Source organism: Cedecea lapagei (genome assembly GCF_900635955.1).
Classification (GTDB): Bacteria; Pseudomonadota; Gammaproteobacteria; order Enterobacterales; family Enterobacteriaceae; genus Cedecea; species Cedecea lapagei.
The window spans coordinates 1,620,910-1,636,814 of the sequence record NZ_LR134201.1 but is presented as its reverse complement, the minus strand read 5'-3'; the positions used below and the strand labels follow the sequence as shown (position 1 = coordinate 1,636,814).

Genomic DNA, 15,905 nt, shown 5'->3' with positions numbered 1-15,905 from the left:
CGTGTTACGCCGTATGTTAAATCCCCTTCCCTATTCTTGATTAAGCTGCTCCGCACGAGGAGAAAAATGGAATCATTGTTTGTTTACGGGACGCTTCGCCCCGGGCACGTTAATGCCCATATCATGGAAAACATCGGCGGAGAGTGGCAGGCCGGATACGTGAACGGCACGTTTTATGAACGAGGCTGGGGAGCCGCCGCTGATTTTCCCGGTATCGTACTGAATAAAAACGGCCCCGAGGTTCACGGCTACCTGTTTTTATCCCCTCACCTGAGCAAACACTGGCCGATGCTGGACGAGTTCGAGGACGGTTACGATCGCGTAGAAGTGGATGTCATCACGCTCGATGGCAGGACCGTGACAGCGTGGATTTATCAGCTGCAGCCGCAGAGTTGACCAGCGACCGAACGCAAGTTCGGTCGCCTCTTTGTAGCCGATTAATTTACGGCGATCCGCAACGCTAAATAGTCAGGATAAGGATTAAAGTAGTTTTGCGTCAGAAGATAGCGATCCGGATATTCTGCCAGGTAATGTTTTAGCAGCGTCAGGGGAGCAAGTATCGGCAACAGCCCATCGCGATAGTGCAGGATCACATCCCGAAGCTCGCCGCGCTGGCGGGAAGTAAGCTGAGGGCGAAAATATCCCTGAATATGCATCAGCACATTAGTGTGGTTTTTCCGCGAGGCTGGCTTCTTCAGGATAGTCATCAGTTTTTCACGGTACGCCTCGAAGAAACTATCCAGATCTTCCCACTGGTGCAACCCCGCGACAAAGGGCCCAATCTCACGATACCCAGCCTGATGGTGCGCCAGAAGCTGAAGTTTATAGCGGCTATGGAAATCGAGCAGCGCGCGGCGGCTGAGGCCATTTGCGCGCAGCATGTTCAGCTCATGCAGGGCGTAAACACGCTCGACAAAGTTCTCCCGAAGCACCGGGTCGTGCAGGCGACCATCCTCTTCAACCGGCAGCCAGGGATATTTTTCCAGCAGCACTCGGGTGAATGTGCCCACGCCCTCTTTACGCCCGCTGTTGCCCCTTTCGTCGTACACGCGGACTCGCTCCATTCCGCAACTAGGCGATTTGGCGCAGACGATAAACCCGGAAAGCCCCTCCAGCCCGGAGACATAATGGGTGGCAAAGTCGGCCATTTTATCCGTCACATCGTCGTGGGGAGCCTGGCTGAAGCGCATCCGGACATCCCCTTCGCTCACTTTCACCAGACGCAGCGCCGGGCGAGGAACGGGCAACCCGATGGCCATTTCCGGGCAGACGGGTTTAAAGGTCACGCCCTGTGCCAGCCCCTCCATCACGAAGGCCATTCGTTTGTGACCGCCGTCAAATCGCACGGTCGAGCCGGTTAAACAGCCACTGATCCCAATGACAGGTTTCGTGTTCATGGCTTTGTCCTCTCTGACTACGCTTTACGGTTGAAGAAGAGTGTGACGGTCCCGACGGTAACGCCAAACTTCTTCATCTCTGTTTTATTAAAAATATGCCTGTCGTCCTGCAGATACATCCAGTCATCAAAATGGAGCAGCCAGCTACTGCCGTTGGCCTTGACGTTCATGCTGTAGTGCCAGTTAAAAGCGTTGCCCGCCGCCTGGCCCGTCGCGACACCTTCGATATCCCCTGCCGTGCCTTCGTAACGCTCAGCGCTAATGCGGCGAATGTGCCACACCCGCTGCTGCTTTTCGCCATCGTCATAGACGAAGTGTTCATTCAGGGTCAGGGTGTCACCCACTACGTCGCCGTCAATCTCGACGTGGAAACGACGCAGCTGTTTTCCGCTGCGGTCCTGTACCATTCCCCACGCCTCTGTTTTTCCCTCAAAGTAGTGGAAGATGTCGAGCTTTGGCTGCTGGTTGCGATAGTCGCCAATCTCTGTGCTACAGCCGGCCAGCAGCATCAGCGTCCCCATAACGAGTATCAGGATACGTTTCATTTCTCACCTCCAATGAGCTGCTGTCGCAGCTCGGGATATTGCGAACGAGGACCAAGCCAGATGGCCAGAAAGCTGGCGCTAAAGGCTGCAGACTGCCGTGGTCCCAGTGGGGTAAAAGTTTTTTGTGCCGCCGAAGCGCGATACCAGAACTGCCCCTGCCCGTCGGTAAGGACAAAAGCAAGCTGGGTCCCCTCAGTGACGTCAGGAAAAAGCGCTTGCAGCGTACTCAGCCATGTCTGACTTTGCGGTTCGCTCGCCAGAATGCCCTGCGCCTGCCACTGTTCGCGGGTGGCGTCGACCAGCTCCTGGCGATCAATATTCCGCTTGTAGGTAATAATCAGCGCCTTATCCTGTGCCCGATCGCCATACCGCCCATCGGGCGTGCGCAGCTGGGAGGTATAAACGGTAAAAGGCCCCCACGTCAGGGTCGCGTCACCCACTTTGCGCCAGCTTAGCCAGTCGGCAGCGTGGGCAGCCGGCGCAATAGCCGTCAGACACAGCAGCATCATTAAAGTGGCTCTCATCCTCGCCTCCCCAGAAAAAGATGGAAAAACAGCATCAGCACCAGCCAGCCCGAGGCCATCCAGCTGACGACGATAAACGTCGGCTCCAGAAACGTGATGGCCCCCACGCGTTTGCCAAGCAGGTAAGCTACGGGCCCACCCAGCGTCGCCATCAGCGTGAACATCCACCCCGGCAGCGTTGAGAGCGACGTTAAGCGTGTCCATACGGTGGCAAACATCCACCACAGGGAGACCATCCACAGCGGCAACAGCGTGCCGCCGTTAAAATCGATCAGCCCCGTCAGCACCCAGCATGCATCAAGAATGCTGCCCGCCACGGCAAGGAGCGCAGCCTGGAGCCGATGAGCAGGTGATAACATCAGCCAGGCAAGCAGCGCGAGAGCGAGCCATAAAAACAGGCCACGCTCACGAAACAGCACCACCAGCGCCCAATAGAGATCGAACGCTATAGCCAGCACAAACACCTGCAGATGGCGTTTCATACGCGCTCTGCGGTGAGTTGCACCACGCTAATGGTGCGTGCGTTAAACCCTGCCTCGCAGTAGCCGAAGTAGTAGAGCCACATGCGGCGGAAGCGATCGTCAAACCCCAGCTTCTCAATCTCCTGCCAGGCGTGAACGAAACGCTGCCGCCACTGCGCCAGCGTGCGGGCATAGTCTGGCCCCATATCGAACAGATTACGGACGACAAAATCGGTGTGACGGGTCATCAGATCGCTCATCACCGACACGCTCGGCAAAAAACCGCCGGGAAAAATATAACGCTGAATAAAATCGACGCTTTTGCTGTAATCGCGATAGCGCTGGTCCTGAATGGTGATCGCCTGAATCGCCATTTTCCCACCGGGGCGCAAGCGGGCCTGACAGGTACGGAAGAACGCGGGCAGATAGCGCTGCCCGACGGCCTCAATCATCTCTACCGAGACCAGCTTGTCATACTCGCCGGTCAGATCCCGGTAATCGCACAGCAGAACCTCTACCCGATCCTGAAGTCCGGCGCGGGCAATTCGCGTTTTTGCCCAGTGGTACTGTTCCTGGGAGAGTGTGGTGGTGGTAACCCGGCAGCCATAGTGGCGGGCAGCATACTCGGCCATCGCCCCCCAGCCCGTCCCAATCTCCAGCAGATGGTCGCTTGACTTCAGGGCCAGCTGGTCGCACAGGCGCGCCATTTTTGCCCGCTGAGCCTGAGCCAGATCCTGCTCGTCGGCGGTGAACAGCGCGCTCGAGTAAAGCAGCTCCTCATCGAGAAAATAGGAATAAAATTCGTTGCCCAAATCATAATGGGCGGCAATGTTCTGCCGCGCCTGCTGGCGGTGGTTGCGCCGGGTCCAGTGACGAAAGCGCTCGACGGGCTTGCCCAGCAGGCGGAACCCTCTTTCGAGTCTCCCCAGCACGCTACCGTTGAGCGCCAGAATTTGCAGCAAGGCCGTCAGCTGCTGCGTTTCCCATTCGCCGTCCATCCACGCTTCGGCAGCCGCAATGCTCCCACCGGTGAGCACCCGCCAGTAAACATCTGGCGAGAGAATTTGCACCTCGGCGCTCAGAGAAGAAGCCACATCGCCAAAATGAAAGGTCTGCCCTCCTTCACGCAGCGTGAGCGACCCCTGCTGGATCCCGCTCAACAGGCGGAACAGCAGCCAGCGTGCAAAACGGACGTTGCGCGGAACATCGGGTTCAAGCGCAAAGGCGGGGTTGGTCATGATCTTTCACTCCTGCTGGCGGGATGATTATAAAGAGGCACACGCTTGAGCCACAGCCGCAGCGCCTGCCAGTAAATGGCGGCTGCCGTTTTCAGCGTCATCAGCGGAAGCCGCAGCAATATTGACGTCAAATTTTTGCGCGTCAGCGGCTCACGCCGCAGCGCCAGCGTGGCATCAAACACTTTAGAAGCCTGATGATTTTCAATGTGCATATGCAGCGTTTTCCCCGGGGGGTTAAAACGCCAGTGATAAATCATGTCCATTGGGTTAAACGGCGAAACGTGGAAAGCTTTTTCCAGCGGACGCGCTGTTTGCCCGTCTACGGCATAATAATGGCGCTCGTTCCAGGGCGTATTGCGCACTTCGGCCAGCACCCAGCGCAGGCTATTTTCGCCGTCATAGCAGTAGTAAAAATTGACCGGATTAAAGTGGAATCCGAAGTAACGCAGCTGGGTCAGAAGCATTACCCGGCCATCCGGTCGCTCGCCCGTCAGGCTTTCAAGCCGCTCAAGGACCTTCTCTTTCAGCGGTCTACCCAGCGGGTAATCCGCATCATGGAAGGCGGCAGCGGCAAATCGGTTACGGCGGATCCCCACTGACGGCAGCGCGTCAAGCTCATCTAAATCAAGCCACGCCATAAACACGCGGTAGGTAAAGTTGTGCGTTTTCGGCTGAAGACGGCGGTGGCGCAGTACGCCCTCATAGAGGCAGCTGTTCATCTTAATGCCCCTCTCCGGCAGCAATCCCTTTCACCACATCCAGGGCGCTATGTACCCCATCCTCATGAAAGCCGTTGTACCAGTAAGCGCCGCAGAACCAGCTTCGTTGCTGGCCGTTAATCTCGCCGCGACGTGCCTGCGCACGCCAGCTTTTGGGGTTAAAGAGCGGATGCTCATAAACAAAACGCTGCCAGACGTAGCGCTCGTCAACGGGGGTTTCCGGGTTCAGCGTTACGCAGAACAGCGGAGCCTCCTTCGGCAAGCCCTGCAGAATGTTCATGTTATAGGTGACGCAGGCGCTGGCCATATCCTGCGCGCTGAGGCGATAGTTCCAGCTTGCCCACGCCCGTTCGCGCAGCGGCAACCAGCGGCGGTCGCCGTGTAATACCACTTCGTTACGCTGCCAGCCGATATCCCCCAGCACCTCACGTTCGGCCTGAGTGGGCTTATCGATCATCGCCAGCGCCTGAGAAGAGTGGCAGGCAAAAATCACCTGGTCGAAGGCCTGGCTTGAATGCTCAAGCTGGATATTCACGCCCTCGTGGCTACGGATAACCCGCTGCACAGGGGAATTTAGCTGCACGGTCAGACGGTCACCCAGCTGAGCCAGCATGGCGCGGATGTACTCCCGCGAGCCACCGGGCACCACGTACCACTGCGGACGTTGGGTAATATCCAGCAGCCCATGGTTCTCGAAGAAGCGCAAAAAGAGCCCCAGCGGGAAACGGCGCATCTCCTGCAGCGAGGAAGACCAGATAGCGGCCCCCATCGGCAAAATGTAGTGGCGGGCGAAAAAAGCGCTGAACTGGTGCTGTTCGAGAAAGGTCTGCAGCGTAGCCTGGGGATCAACCTCTTCCGCCAGCGCGGATTTCGCCCGGCGATTAAAGCGGACAATCTCTTTCAACAGCCCCCAGAAAACCGGATTGACGAGGTTTCGACGCTGGGCGAACAACGAGCTGAACGTGTGGCCGTTATACTCCAGTCCGCTCCGGGGATTGTGCACCGAAAAACTCATCTGCGTTTTCTGCCCACGGATGCCAAGCTCGCTCAGCAGCCCCATAAAACGCGGATAGGTTCGGTCGTTATAGACAATAAACCCGGTGTCGATGGCATAGTTGCCCTGCGGCGTGGCAACGTCCACCGTGGCGGTGTGCCCTCCGAGGCTGGGTGCCGCCTCGAAAAGCGTCACCTGATGATGGCCGGCGAGGCGCCAGGCACAGGTCAGCCCGGCAATACCGCCGCCGATTATGGCAATGTTCATGGACGTACCATCCTGCGCAAAAGAGTGCGTTGTAGACCTGTCGGCAACCCTGCCAGCAGGCGCATAATCAGACCGAATCCCGCCGGAAAGGCGATATCGTCTTTACCTTTGGTCAAGCCGCGGCGGATCGCCTTAACCGCCTCATCGACGCTGACCCGACCGGGCATCTCAAAATCGTTTTTACGGGTCAGAGGCGTGTCAACAAAGCCCGGAGAGACCACCGTGATAGCTATACCTTTCGGCTCCCAGTCCAGGCGCAGGCTGTTGGCAAACCAGGTCAGCGCGGCCTTGGAGGCGCCGTAGGCTTCTGCCCGTGGAAACGAGAGCCAGTGGGCCATTGAACTGACCAGCACCACGCGGTTACCTGAAACCAGCCGCGGCTGGAGTGCGGCCAGGCAATTTACCGGGCCGAGAAAATTGGTAGCCATCACCCGCTCAACCAGAGCAGCATCCACCTTGCCGCTCTCCAGATACTCACAGGTTCCCGCGCAGAGAATAACCAGCTCGGCCCGACAGTCGGCCAGCGCCTCCCGGCAGGCTTCCCGGTCGGTCATATCAAACAGGCGTACCGTGATGTTTGGGCTGTACTGCTGCAAAGATGCCAGCCGGGCCGCATCCCGTCCGCAGGCAATGACGTGGTAGCCGTCATCGGCCCAGGATTTAGCCAGCCCGGCGCCGATACCCGAGCTTGCGCCCGTGATGAGGACAGTCATCATGGGCGCACCCTCCTTTTGACGCTGCGAACCGCCCAGCCCAGCAGGGGTAAGTGTTCATAAAGCATCTCTCCGGCATCGTAGTAGTCACGCTGGCGAACGATCAGCTCGTTGTGAATATCCACGATCGAACATCCCGGCAGGGAGAGCGCTGCTCCACCGTCCACCTTCGGGTGAGACCAGTGCATTGTCCAGCTGACGGCAAAACGCGCCCCATCGCAGAGCGGGGTATCGATGGAAAAACGGCAGTACGCTACGTTGGCCAACAGGTGCGCGAAGTAGCGCTGGATCTCCGCTAACCCGCGATGTTCACCAAACGGATCGATAAGTGTGGCATCCCTGTCATACAGCCCGAACAGAGCCGGAGGCGACTGCTTGTCCAGCCCGGCATAGTAATCAACAAAGCGATGAATGGCGGATGGCGTTGTGCTCATGAGTCTCACCCTGGGCGTGAAGCGTCTGACGTTATCGTATAACTAAAACTTGCACAATTAATTATATTTGTCCAAGTTTTGATTGTGATATTTTTTGAAACTCATTAAATTCAATGAGTTGAAAAAGTCACTTTCGGGGTGGAATTTTGTTTTTTTGACAGCAGAGATCGTCCCGCTGCGTTTACAGCGGGTCTTTCGGTGAGCGGGCGGTGGAGAAGGAAAACGAAACTAGAGGGGAATAACCTCGAGAGAGGCACCCTGCTGCTGCCAGAGATCGATCTGCTTTTTACGTGCCGCAGTCAGCTTACCGGAGGTGACCAGCAGCCATTTTCTTTCAGGGAAAATCTCCGGCGCCAGGACGGCAGGCGGCACGGGAAGCACATCGATACGGTGTCCCTGGCCAGTGCGCCTGAGCGCTTCGAGCCAGATTTCGCAGGGGTCGGTCAGATGCCAGCCGGTAATCAGGCAGTTGTCGCCGGGCGCTCTTTTATCCCCTTCGAGACAAAATGAGGTGTAGGCGATGATGATGCCGTCAAGAATTTCGCGCAGGGTCATTATTGCCGGTACGTTAGCCGATACCTGACTACGCAACGGGCGCAGGACTTCCGTGACCAGCTCCGCGCGAGGATACTCCCGGCCGGCATCGTAGAGCAGTTGACGCAGGGACTCGATTTTTCCCTCATTGAGGCGCTGGAGCATGCTTTGCTGCAGGGTGGACCAGTTGTTTGTCCTGCGCGTTTCGGGACGGGCGAGCAGCGGTTTCACCTGGCTGACCGGTACCCCTTTTTTCACCCAGTCGAGAATTTTAAGCGCCTGCTGGATATCGTCATCGCTGTACTGGCGATGCCCGCCATCGGTACGCAGCGGTTTCAGCAGGCCGTAACGGCGCTGCCAGGCACGGAGCGTGGTTGCGTTTATCCCGCATAGTCGGGCAAATTCACCGATGGAGTAAGACATGAAGAACACCTGATAACAATGAATACCCACAATATACTACGAATTATGCCTGGCTGGATGAAGAGTGGAATGTTTGCACTACACTTTATTTCCTGCGCCCAAATGAAAGGAGTTCTCATGAAGCTATGGCCTGTCTTGACCGGAGTTGCCGTTGCGCTAACGCTGGTGGCCTGTAAATCCCCCACGCCGCCGAAAGGCGTCCGCCCCATTACCGGCTTCGATGCCACACGCTATCTGGGGAAATGGTATGAAGTCGCCCGTCTGGAAAATCGTTTCGAGCGGGGTCTCCAGCAGGTCACTGCGACCTACGGCAAACGCGAGGATGGCGGCATAAGCGTGCTCAACCGCGGCTACGATCCGCGCAAAAACAAGTGGAGTGAGAGCGAAGGGAAAGCCTATTTTACCGGCGAGCCGGACGAGGCCGCGCTGAAGGTCTCCTTTTTTGGTCCGTTTTATGGCGGCTATAACGTCATCAAGCTGGACGAAGATTACCAGTATGCGCTGGTCAGCGGGCCAAACCGTGACTATCTGTGGATCCTTTCTCGCACGCCAACGATTCCGGCATCAGTTAAACAGGACTACGTTGATACCGCACGCGGCCTGGGCTTCCAGGTCGACAAGTTAGTGTGGGTACAGCAGTCACGCTAGCGGCCTGGGAAGGGAGAGTGCCCGACGCTCAGGCACTTTCCCGCCGGGTAAATAACACGCCCTACACAGTTCTTATAATTCAGCGAATCAATAGGTTATTTTTAAAACAACATCACATTTTTTAGTAATCAGCGATAATAATAAATCAGGTCGATAATCACATTAAACATCCGCACAGAACAAGTATCGTCACTCTGTTTATAACAACAAGGAGAATGACGATGAGAAATATACCTATCCTATTAATTTCATTTTTTATTTTCACAGCCAATACCTCTGCCGCGATACCTGAAGGCAATGATACACTCACCAAACCTCATCTCTATTATCTTAAAAACAGCGAAGGCGTCGACAGTTTAAAATTACTTCCCCCTCCGCCCAGAATTGGCAGCATTGCATTTTTAAATGACCAGGCGTTATATGAAGAAGGTCGCTTAGCCCGGACCACGGAACGAGGGAAGCTGGCGGCTGAAGATGCAAACCTAAGCGCTGGCGGTATCGCAACGACATTTTCTGCCGCCTTTGGTACTCCCCTCACGGAGAAAGACGCACCAGAAACATATAAATTATTGACCAATATGTTTGAGGATGCGGGTGATTTAGCTACGCGTGCGGCCAAACAACATTATATGAGGATTCGTCCCTTTTCTTTTTATGGCGTATCAACATGTAATACCCGTGAACAAAATACCCTGAGCACCAATGGCTCTTATCCCTCAGGTCATGCAACGGTGGGTTGGGCGGCGGCATTAATCCTGACAGAAATTAATCCCCAGCAGCAAGAACACATTCTCAAGAGAGGATATGAACTGGGCCAGAGCAGAGTTATCTGCGGCTATCACTGGCAAAGCGATATCGATGCAGCAAGAGTCACGGGAGCGGCGGTAGTGGCAATTCTTCATACAAATCCCAAATTCCAGCAGCAGCTGAAAAAGGCGAAAGAAGAATTTCTGCGGCTCACAAAAAATAACCCGAAATAGAAATAAAAAGCCGGAATAGCTTTACTGCCTTCTGCCTGAATTATGTAGTTCGCTATCCTGCGCTTCACCTAATCTCCTCTCGATGAAGTTCGTCGCCAGGCCACCGTCCCGGTGGGTAGCACATTTCCCCTCTGCATTTTTTGACAGAGGGGAAAAACGCCGCCTTAGCCGTCGACGGAGTATCTACACCGCAGTCGGCCGCATCCGGAACAGATTCAGCTTACCGCCTCTCTTACGTATTTAGCGCCAGCCCAGCTCCGGGGCAACGTGCTTGAGGATAGATTCAATCACGTGTGCGTTGTAGTCCACGCCCAGCTGATTTGGCACGGTCAACAGCAGCGTGTCGGCTTCGGCGATGGCCTCATCCTGCGCCAGCTGCTTGATTAACAGCTCTGGCTCAGCGGCGTAGCTGCGGCCAAAAATGGCCCGGGTTTGCGGGTCAATATAGCCAACCTGATCGCCCTCTTTGCCGCTGCCGCCAAAGTAGCTGCGATCGCGCTGGTCCATCAGGGCAAAGATGCTGCGGCTGACGGAAACACGCGGCTCACGCGCATGGCCCGCCTCTTTCCAGGCCGCACGATAAGCGCGGATTTGCTTCGCCTGCTGGATGTGGAATGGCTCACCGGACTCATCAGTTTTCAGCGTTGAGCTTTGCAGGTTCATCCCCAGCTGCGCCGCCCAGACTGAGGTAGCGTTTGAGCTGGCTCCCCACCAGATTCGCTCGCGCAGCCCTTGCGAAAAAGGCTCAAGGCGCAGCAGCCCCGGCGGGTTGGGGAACATGGGCTGCGGATTAGGCTCGGCGAAGCCTTCGCCTTTCAGCGCCTCCAGGAACACCTCCGTATGGCGGCGCGCCATATCAGCCTCGGTTTCGCCCTCTGCGGGAACATAGCCGAAGTAACGCCAGCCGTCGATAACCTGCTCGGGCGAGCCACGGCTGATCCCAAGCTGCAGCCGGCCACCTGAAATCAAATCCGCCGCACCGGCATCCTCCACCATGTAAAGCGGGTTCTCATAGCGCATATCAATCACGCCGGTGCCGATTTCAATGCGCTTAGTTTTTGCCCCGATGGCCGCCAGCAGCGGAAATGGCGAACCCAGCTGGCGCGCAAAGTGATGTACGCGGAAGTATGCCCCGTCCGCGCCAAGCTCTTCTGCGGCGACGGCAAGGTCGATGGACTGCAACAGCGTATCCGCCGCAGAGCGCGTGCCTGACTGGGCGGAAGGCGACCAGTGGCCAAACGAGAGAAAACCAATCTTTTTCATCGGATATCGTCCTTAGACTCGGGAACACTGGCCTACAGTGACAAAAATATCGCCCTCTGTGCCAGCAAAATATTGAGATACCGCACTAAACGAATCACCGGGCTTCTCGGGGCGAAACGCAACGCCCGGCGATTGTAATCAAAAAGTAAATGTCGTATAACAGGCTCCTCCGAGGGGTGTCCTGTATGGGCTGAGATGGCGAAAGCCGAACCCTTTGAACCTGATCTGGGTCATGCCAGCGAAGGGACGGTCGGCCATAACGCCTCGGTTATGGCCTGTTCATACCTCTGCGCGCCCGGATCTCCACCTGACACAGGAGGTCCCATGTACACCCCACTTTTTGAAAACGGTCTTTACGGACGGCTACGCCAGCAGGCAGGTCAGCTCTGGCAGGACTATGTTGATCATCCCTTTTTGCAGCAACTCGCCGCCGGCACGTTGCCGAAACCTGCATTCCAGCGCTACCTGACTCAGGATTACCTTTTTCTGATTCACTTTGCCCGCGCCTATGCCCTGCTGGTCAGCAAACTGCGCACCTTACCGGAAATGCGAACCGCGACCGCCTCGCTGAATGCCATTGTCGCTGAGCTGCCGCTTCACGTTGCCTATTGCACAAGCTGGGGTTTAGACGAGGAGCAGATGGCGGCCCAGGCCGAAGCGCCAGAAACCATGAACTATACCCGCTATGTGCTGGATATTGGCTATTCCGGTGACGCGCTGGATCTGTTGGCCGCCCTGCTGCCCTGCGTGGCTGGCTATGCCGAAATCGGTCTTGGCCTCCTGCATAGCCCTGATACGGTGATGGCGGGTAATCCTTATGCCAGCTGGATCCGCAACTACGGCGATGAGGGTTACCTGACCGGCGTCCAGTCTGCCATTCAGCTGCTGGAGAATGTGGGTCAGCAGCGCGGCGCAGAAAGCCGCTTCGCCGAGCTTTCTCAGATATTCACCACCGCGACGCAGCTTGAGTCAGCTTTCTGGCAGATGGGGCTGAACGCCTCATGACCGACAGCACCCCATCACCGGGTATTCAGGTTCGCGATCTCAGCCTGCGTTTTGGCAGCCAGACCGTTTTTGAACGGCTCAATTTTGATATTCCCGGCGGCAGCTTTGTGGCCCTGCTTGGGGCGAGCGGCGCCGGTAAAACCAGCCTGCTGAAGATCATCGCCGGTCTGGCCCAGGCCAGCTCAGGAAGCGTGATCTGCAGCGACGGGCAGCCCGTTGCCGGACGTATCGCCTGGATGGGGCAGAAAGATTTGCTTTATCCGTGGCTCACGATTGAGCAGAACGTTGCCCTCGGTTCGCGCCTGCGCGGCGAAGTTGTCGACCGCCAATGGACAGAGCATCTGATTGAGCAGGTTGGGCTCGCAGGCTATGCCAAAACCTTTCCCGCCGCGCTGTCTGGCGGTATGCGACAGCGAGCCGCCATCGCCAGAACGCTCTACGAAAAGCGCCCAATCGTGCTGATGGATGAACCCTTTTCGGCGCTGGATACCATTACGCGAACGGCGATTCAGGACCTGGCGGCGGATCTGCTGGCAAACAACACCGTACTTTTGATCACCCACGATCCGATGGAAGCCTGTCGGTTAAGCCATCGCCTGATGGTGCTCTCCCGCTGGCCTGCGGGCATCGACGACACGCATGTTATCGCCGGGCAGCCGCCCCGTGCGCCCGACGATGTTGATTTATTGAAAAGCCAGGCCAGCCTGCTGCAGCAGCTAACGAGGGCGGCAAAATGACCCCGATGTCAGAAAATCCTCTTAGCCGCCTGCGCCGAGGGCTGACGGTCTTCGCTGGGCTGCTGATGCTTTGGTCTCTGCTCACCCTCGGCAATATTCCCGCCTTTCTTTTGCCTTCGCCCGCGTCGGTTGCGCAGGCGCTATGGAATGGCCGCGACTATCTCGCCTGGCACACGCTGGTCACCGCCTCGGAGATTGTCAGCGGGCTTGTTCTGGGAGTTCTGCTCGGCGCAGGCCTGGCGCTGGGGATGATGTTTTCCCCTCGCCTGCAGCGCTGGCTTATGCCGCTGGTGCTGACCAGTCAGGCGATCCCGGTCTTCGCCCTGGCGCCGCTGTTGGTGCTGTGGTTTGGCTTTGGCATGAGCGCAAAAGTGGCGATGGCCGTGCTGGTCATCTTCTTCCCGGTGGTTTCGTCGTTCTTTGACGGGCTGCGCCGGGTGAATAACGACTACCTCGATCTGGCCCGCACCATGGGCGCTTCGCGCCGGGCGCAGCTGCGGCACGTTCGCCTGATGGCGGCGCTGCCGGCTTTTGGCTCCGGGCTACGTATGGCCGCCGCCGTTGCGCCCATCGGCGCAATTATTGGTGAGTGGGTAGGCTCTGCCGAAGGGCTGGGCTACGTCATGCTGAACGCCAACGCCCGCATGCAGACCGATGTCTGCTTTGCCGCGTTGTTTATTTTAGTCCTGATGACCGTTCTGCTTTGGCTGACGGTGGATGCCCTGCTGCGGCGTCTTATCGCCTGGTCGCCGGAACACGATGAATAACCGCATTGATAAAGGAAGAAAGAAAATGAAAAAAACGCTGTGTGGCCTGCTGCTCGCGGCAGCCTTTTCCGCCCAGGCCTCGGCGGCTGAAAAGCTGACGCTGGTACTGGACTGGTATATCAATCCCGATCACGCGCCGATTATGGTGGCGGAGCAGATTGGCGCGTTCAAGGCCGAAGGGCTGGAGGTGAAGATTGTCCCGCCGTCCGACCCGGCCCTGCCGCCACGCCTGGTCGCCGCCGGGCAGGCCGATCTTGCCGTCACCTACCAGCCGCAGCTGCACTTCTTTGCCGATCAGGGCCTGCCGCTGGTGCGCGTAGGAACGCTGATTAACTCGCCGCTGAACACGGTGATGACCCTGGATCACAACATCAAATCGCCTGCCGACCTCAAGGGCAAGAAGATTGGCTATTCGGTCAGCGGCATTGAGCAGGCTACGCTTGCCACCATGGTCGAACATGAGCACCTCAAACCGCAGGAGATGAAGCTGATAAACGTCAACTTCCAGCTGACCAGCGCGCTGCTGGCAGGCCAGGTGGACGCCGTGATCGGCGGCTATCGTAATATCGAAGCGCTGGAGCTGAAACTTCAGGGTAAAACGCCGGTCGTGTTTAACGTCGAGGACTACGGCGTTCCTGCCTACGATGAGTTGATTTTTGTGGCAAACCGTAAAGCGGCACACGATCCTAAAATCAAAAAATTCTTTGCCGCGCTGAAAAAAGGCAACGAGTACCTGCAGGCTCATCCGCAGGAGACCTGGCAGGTCTTCGCGAAAACCCACCCGGAATTAAATACCGAGCTGAACAAACAGGCCTGGCAGGCAAGCCTGCCTCTGTTCGCTGCCGATCCGGCAAAACTCGACCGGGCGCGTTACCAGGCTTACGAACAGTTTCTCTTTGATAACAAGCTGATCAAAAAAATCACCCCGGTGGACGACTACGCCGTAGAGTGACATTAAGCTAAACGGCCCGGCGGCCGCGGGATGTGGCTGCCGGACTGGCTTCAGCTTCTTCTATTCAAACCACGAATCAATAGGATCGTAGTATTTCTCCCAGGCTTCGGGACCTTCGGCCATTTCCTTGTCGGTGAGCAGCGCATATTCAAGTTTCCCGCGTAGATCTGCCTCATCCATATCAATGCCGATAAAAACAATCTCCTGACGCGCATCACCGATGCCGTCCTCCCAGTTGCTAAGGATGTGCTGGAGGCTTTCTGGCTCCTGCGGCCACTGCTCGCGAGGAATACTTGCCCACCACATTCCCGCCAGGCCCTGACGCATCACGCCCCCAGCGTGGGACCACGACCCGGCATACAGTGGGCGACTCGCCAGCCAGAAAAAGCCTTTTGAGCGAATAACGCCTTTTAGCCCGCTGTCGGTAACCATCTGGAAACGCGCCGGGTGGAAGGGGCGACGTGCGCGAAAAACAAAATTACGAATGCCGTACTCTTCCGTTTCTGGCGTATGCTCCCCCCGCAGCTCTTTTAGCCAGCCCGGAGCCTGCGCGGCGGCGTCAAAATCGAACAGCCCGGTATTCAGTACCTGGTCAAGGCTTACCTGGCTAAACGCCGAAGTGATGATTTTCGCCCTCGGGTTGAGGGAGTGCAGCACGGACATCAGCCGCCGTTTTTCTTCATCGCCAATCAAATCCGTTTTATTGAGGATCAGCACATCGCAAAATTCGATCTGGTCAATCAGCAGGTCAACTACCGTGCGCTCATCCTCTTCTCCCATGGACTCTCCGCGCGACTGGATACTCTCGTGGGATTCATAATCACGAAGAAAATTGAAACCATCCACCACCGTCACCATGGTGTCGAGCAGCGCGATATCCGACAGACTTTCCCCTTTGTCGTCCACAAAGGTAAACGTCTCGGCTACCGGCAGAGGTTCTGAGATGCCGGTTGATTCAATCACCAGGTTATCAAAGCGCCCTTCCCTGGCAAGCTGGCTAATTTCCACCAGCAGATCTTCACGCAGCGTGCAGCAGATGCAGCCGTTGCTCATTTCCACCAGCTTCTCATCGGTGCGCGTCAGGCTTGAACCGCCCTCGCGAACCAGCGCGGCGTCGATATTCACCTCGGACATATCGTTGACGATCACCGCCACCCGACGCCCTTCGCGATTGTTTAAAATATGGTTCAGCAGCGTGGTTTTTCCCGCGCCCAGAAACCCGGACAGCACGGTAACGGGCAGTTTTTTCACCCCGTTGTTGGCCTGCGTTAAAGATGACATTGCGACTCCTTACTGACTGTGCA

19 protein-coding genes and 1 riboswitch are annotated in these 15,905 nt (G+C 56.9%); of the genes, 7 read left to right on the top strand and 12 right to left on the bottom strand.

The annotated features are described in order from the left end of the window. Positions 1-66: 66 nt before the first annotated feature. A complete protein-coding gene (locus EL098_RS07930; protein ID WP_126355740.1) occupies positions 67-396 on the top strand; it encodes a gamma-glutamylcyclotransferase family protein in 330 nt (109 codons plus the stop codon). A gap of 41 nt (positions 397-437) precedes the next feature. On the opposite strand, the gene EL098_RS07925 is transcribed toward EL098_RS07930, so the two are convergent. The 10 genes from EL098_RS07925 to EL098_RS07880 form a co-directional block, all read right to left on the bottom strand. After that, positions 438-1,397 carry a YbgA family protein gene (locus EL098_RS07925; protein WP_126355739.1) on the bottom strand — a complete coding sequence of 320 codons (960 nt, stop codon included), beginning with the start codon at positions 1,395-1,397 and terminating at the stop codon, positions 438-440. A gap of 17 nt (positions 1,398-1,414) precedes the next feature. Continuing rightward, positions 1,415-1,942: a DUF3833 domain-containing protein gene (locus EL098_RS07920; RefSeq protein ID WP_126355738.1), complete on the bottom strand. Its 528-nt coding sequence runs from the start codon at positions 1,940-1,942 to the stop codon at positions 1,415-1,417. Beyond that, positions 1,939-2,466, bottom strand: coding sequence for a chalcone isomerase family protein (locus EL098_RS07915; protein ID WP_126355737.1), 528 nt, complete (start codon positions 2,464-2,466; stop codon positions 1,939-1,941). The genes EL098_RS07920 and EL098_RS07915 overlap by 4 nt, the downstream gene beginning before the upstream one ends. After that, complete coding sequence (locus tag EL098_RS07910; RefSeq protein WP_126355736.1) at positions 2,463-2,948, bottom strand: DUF2878 domain-containing protein; 486 nt, start codon at positions 2,946-2,948, stop codon at positions 2,463-2,465. Before EL098_RS07910 ends, EL098_RS07915 begins: the two co-directional genes overlap by 4 nt. Beyond that, positions 2,945-4,165 carry an SAM-dependent methyltransferase gene (locus EL098_RS07905; protein WP_126355735.1) on the bottom strand — a complete coding sequence of 407 codons (1,221 nt, stop codon included), beginning with the start codon at positions 4,163-4,165 and terminating at the stop codon, positions 2,945-2,947. Before EL098_RS07905 ends, EL098_RS07910 begins: the two co-directional genes overlap by 4 nt. After that, positions 4,162-4,884: a DUF1365 domain-containing protein gene (locus tag EL098_RS07900; protein ID WP_126355734.1), complete on the bottom strand. Its 723-nt coding sequence runs from the start codon at positions 4,882-4,884 to the stop codon at positions 4,162-4,164. Before EL098_RS07900 ends, EL098_RS07905 begins: the two co-directional genes overlap by 4 nt. Before the next feature lies 1 nt (position 4,885). After that, entirely contained in the window at positions 4,886-6,145 is a 1,260-nt protein-coding gene (locus tag EL098_RS07895) for an NAD(P)/FAD-dependent oxidoreductase (RefSeq protein ID WP_126355733.1), read from the bottom strand. Continuing rightward, positions 6,142-6,861 (bottom strand): SDR family NAD(P)-dependent oxidoreductase, encoded by a 720-nt coding sequence (locus EL098_RS07890; RefSeq protein ID WP_126355732.1) that lies wholly within the window; start codon positions 6,859-6,861, stop codon positions 6,142-6,144. The genes EL098_RS07895 and EL098_RS07890 overlap by 4 nt, the downstream gene beginning before the upstream one ends. Continuing rightward, positions 6,858-7,292, bottom strand: a complete 435-nt coding sequence (locus tag EL098_RS07885; protein WP_126355731.1) for a nuclear transport factor 2 family protein — start codon at positions 7,290-7,292, stop codon at positions 6,858-6,860. Before EL098_RS07885 ends, EL098_RS07890 begins: the two co-directional genes overlap by 4 nt. Before the next feature lie 228 nt (positions 7,293-7,520). Next, the gene (locus tag EL098_RS07880) at positions 7,521-8,249 is read right to left on the bottom strand and encodes a MerR family transcriptional regulator (protein ID WP_126355730.1); all 729 of its coding nucleotides are present in this window, start codon (positions 8,247-8,249) and stop codon (positions 7,521-7,523) included. A gap of 117 nt (positions 8,250-8,366) precedes the next feature. On the opposite strand from EL098_RS07880, the gene EL098_RS07875 reads away from it, so the two are divergent. Then, the gene (locus EL098_RS07875) at positions 8,367-8,897 is read left to right on the top strand and encodes a lipocalin family protein (RefSeq protein WP_126355729.1); all 531 of its coding nucleotides are present in this window, start codon (positions 8,367-8,369) and stop codon (positions 8,895-8,897) included. A 215-nt stretch (positions 8,898-9,112) separates the two neighbouring features. Beyond that, positions 9,113-9,877, top strand: coding sequence for an acid phosphatase PhoC (phoC, locus tag EL098_RS07870; RefSeq protein WP_126355728.1), 765 nt, complete (start codon positions 9,113-9,115; stop codon positions 9,875-9,877). Between the two features lie 240 nt (positions 9,878-10,117). Here phoC and EL098_RS07865 read toward each other — a convergent pair whose 3' ends face one another. Then, a complete protein-coding gene (locus EL098_RS07865) occupies positions 10,118-11,140 on the bottom strand; it encodes an LLM class flavin-dependent oxidoreductase (protein ID WP_126355727.1) in 1,023 nt (340 codons plus the stop codon). 162 nt (positions 11,141-11,302) lie between these two features. Further along, positions 11,303-11,404: riboswitch (TPP riboswitch) on the top strand. Between the two features lie 60 nt (positions 11,405-11,464). On the opposite strand from EL098_RS07865, the gene tenA reads away from it, so the two are divergent. The 4 genes from tenA to EL098_RS07845 are packed head-to-tail and all read left to right on the top strand — an operon-like array spanning position 11,465 to position 14,601. Next, entirely contained in the window at positions 11,465-12,145 is a 681-nt protein-coding gene (tenA, locus tag EL098_RS07860) for a thiaminase II (RefSeq protein ID WP_126355726.1), read from the top strand. Beyond that, the gene (locus EL098_RS07855; RefSeq protein WP_126355725.1) at positions 12,142-12,882 is read left to right on the top strand and encodes an ABC transporter ATP-binding protein; all 741 of its coding nucleotides are present in this window, start codon (positions 12,142-12,144) and stop codon (positions 12,880-12,882) included. The genes tenA and EL098_RS07855 overlap by 4 nt, the downstream gene beginning before the upstream one ends. Next, on the top strand, positions 12,879-13,649 hold the full coding sequence (locus EL098_RS07850; RefSeq protein ID WP_126355724.1) for an ABC transporter permease: 771 nt from the start codon (positions 12,879-12,881) through the stop codon (positions 13,647-13,649). The genes EL098_RS07855 and EL098_RS07850 overlap by 4 nt, the downstream gene beginning before the upstream one ends. Positions 13,650-13,674: 25 nt before the next feature. Further along, a complete protein-coding gene (locus tag EL098_RS07845; protein ID WP_126355723.1) occupies positions 13,675-14,601 on the top strand; it encodes an ABC transporter substrate-binding protein in 927 nt (308 codons plus the stop codon). Positions 14,602-14,661: 60 nt separating this feature from the next. Here EL098_RS07845 and zigA read toward each other — a convergent pair whose 3' ends face one another. Beyond that, complete coding sequence (zigA, locus tag EL098_RS07840; protein WP_126355722.1) at positions 14,662-15,882, bottom strand: zinc metallochaperone GTPase ZigA; 1,221 nt, start codon at positions 15,880-15,882, stop codon at positions 14,662-14,664. Positions 15,883-15,905: the final 23 nt, after the last annotated feature.

What these genes read in the sequence shown, in the direction of transcription:
- EL098_RS07920 (WP_126355738.1), bottom strand. Translation starts at nt 1,942, where the DNA reads ATGAAACGTATCCTGATACTCGTTATGGGGACGCTGATGCTGCTGGCC.
- EL098_RS07915 (WP_126355737.1), bottom strand. Translation starts at nt 2,466, where the DNA reads ATGAGAGCCACTTTAATGATGCTGCTGTGTCTGACGGCTATTGCGCCG.
- EL098_RS07895 (WP_126355733.1), bottom strand. Translation starts at nt 6,145, where the DNA reads ATGAACATTGCCATAATCGGCGGCGGTATTGCCGGGCTGACCTGTGCC.
- EL098_RS07850 (WP_126355724.1), top strand. Translation starts at nt 12,879, where the DNA reads ATGACCCCGATGTCAGAAAATCCTCTTAGCCGCCTGCGCCGAGGGCTG.
- EL098_RS07885 (WP_126355731.1), bottom strand. Translation starts at nt 7,292, where the DNA reads ATGAGCACAACGCCATCCGCCATTCATCGCTTTGTTGATTACTATGCC.
- EL098_RS07855 (WP_126355725.1), top strand. Translation starts at nt 12,142, where the DNA reads ATGACCGACAGCACCCCATCACCGGGTATTCAGGTTCGCGATCTCAGC.
- EL098_RS07900 (WP_126355734.1), bottom strand. Translation starts at nt 4,884, where the DNA reads ATGAACAGCTGCCTCTATGAGGGCGTACTGCGCCACCGCCGTCTTCAG.
- phoC (WP_126355728.1), top strand. Translation starts at nt 9,113, where the DNA reads ATGACGATGAGAAATATACCTATCCTATTAATTTCATTTTTTATTTTC.
- EL098_RS07905 (WP_126355735.1), bottom strand. Translation starts at nt 4,165, where the DNA reads ATGACCAACCCCGCCTTTGCGCTTGAACCCGATGTTCCGCGCAACGTC.
- EL098_RS07910 (WP_126355736.1), bottom strand. Translation starts at nt 2,948, where the DNA reads ATGAAACGCCATCTGCAGGTGTTTGTGCTGGCTATAGCGTTCGATCTC.
- EL098_RS07865 (WP_126355727.1), bottom strand. Translation starts at nt 11,140, where the DNA reads ATGAAAAAGATTGGTTTTCTCTCGTTTGGCCACTGGTCGCCTTCCGCC.
- tenA (WP_126355726.1), top strand. Translation starts at nt 11,465, where the DNA reads ATGTACACCCCACTTTTTGAAAACGGTCTTTACGGACGGCTACGCCAG.
- EL098_RS07880 (WP_126355730.1), bottom strand. Translation starts at nt 8,249, where the DNA reads ATGTCTTACTCCATCGGTGAATTTGCCCGACTATGCGGGATAAACGCA.
- EL098_RS07925 (WP_126355739.1), bottom strand. Translation starts at nt 1,397, where the DNA reads ATGAACACGAAACCTGTCATTGGGATCAGTGGCTGTTTAACCGGCTCG.
- EL098_RS07890 (WP_126355732.1), bottom strand. Translation starts at nt 6,861, where the DNA reads ATGATGACTGTCCTCATCACGGGCGCAAGCTCGGGTATCGGCGCCGGG.
- zigA (WP_126355722.1), bottom strand. Translation starts at nt 15,882, where the DNA reads ATGTCATCTTTAACGCAGGCCAACAACGGGGTGAAAAAACTGCCCGTT.
- EL098_RS07875 (WP_126355729.1), top strand. Translation starts at nt 8,367, where the DNA reads ATGAAGCTATGGCCTGTCTTGACCGGAGTTGCCGTTGCGCTAACGCTG.
- EL098_RS07845 (WP_126355723.1), top strand. Translation starts at nt 13,675, where the DNA reads ATGAAAAAAACGCTGTGTGGCCTGCTGCTCGCGGCAGCCTTTTCCGCC.
- EL098_RS07930 (WP_126355740.1), top strand. Translation starts at nt 67, where the DNA reads ATGGAATCATTGTTTGTTTACGGGACGCTTCGCCCCGGGCACGTTAAT.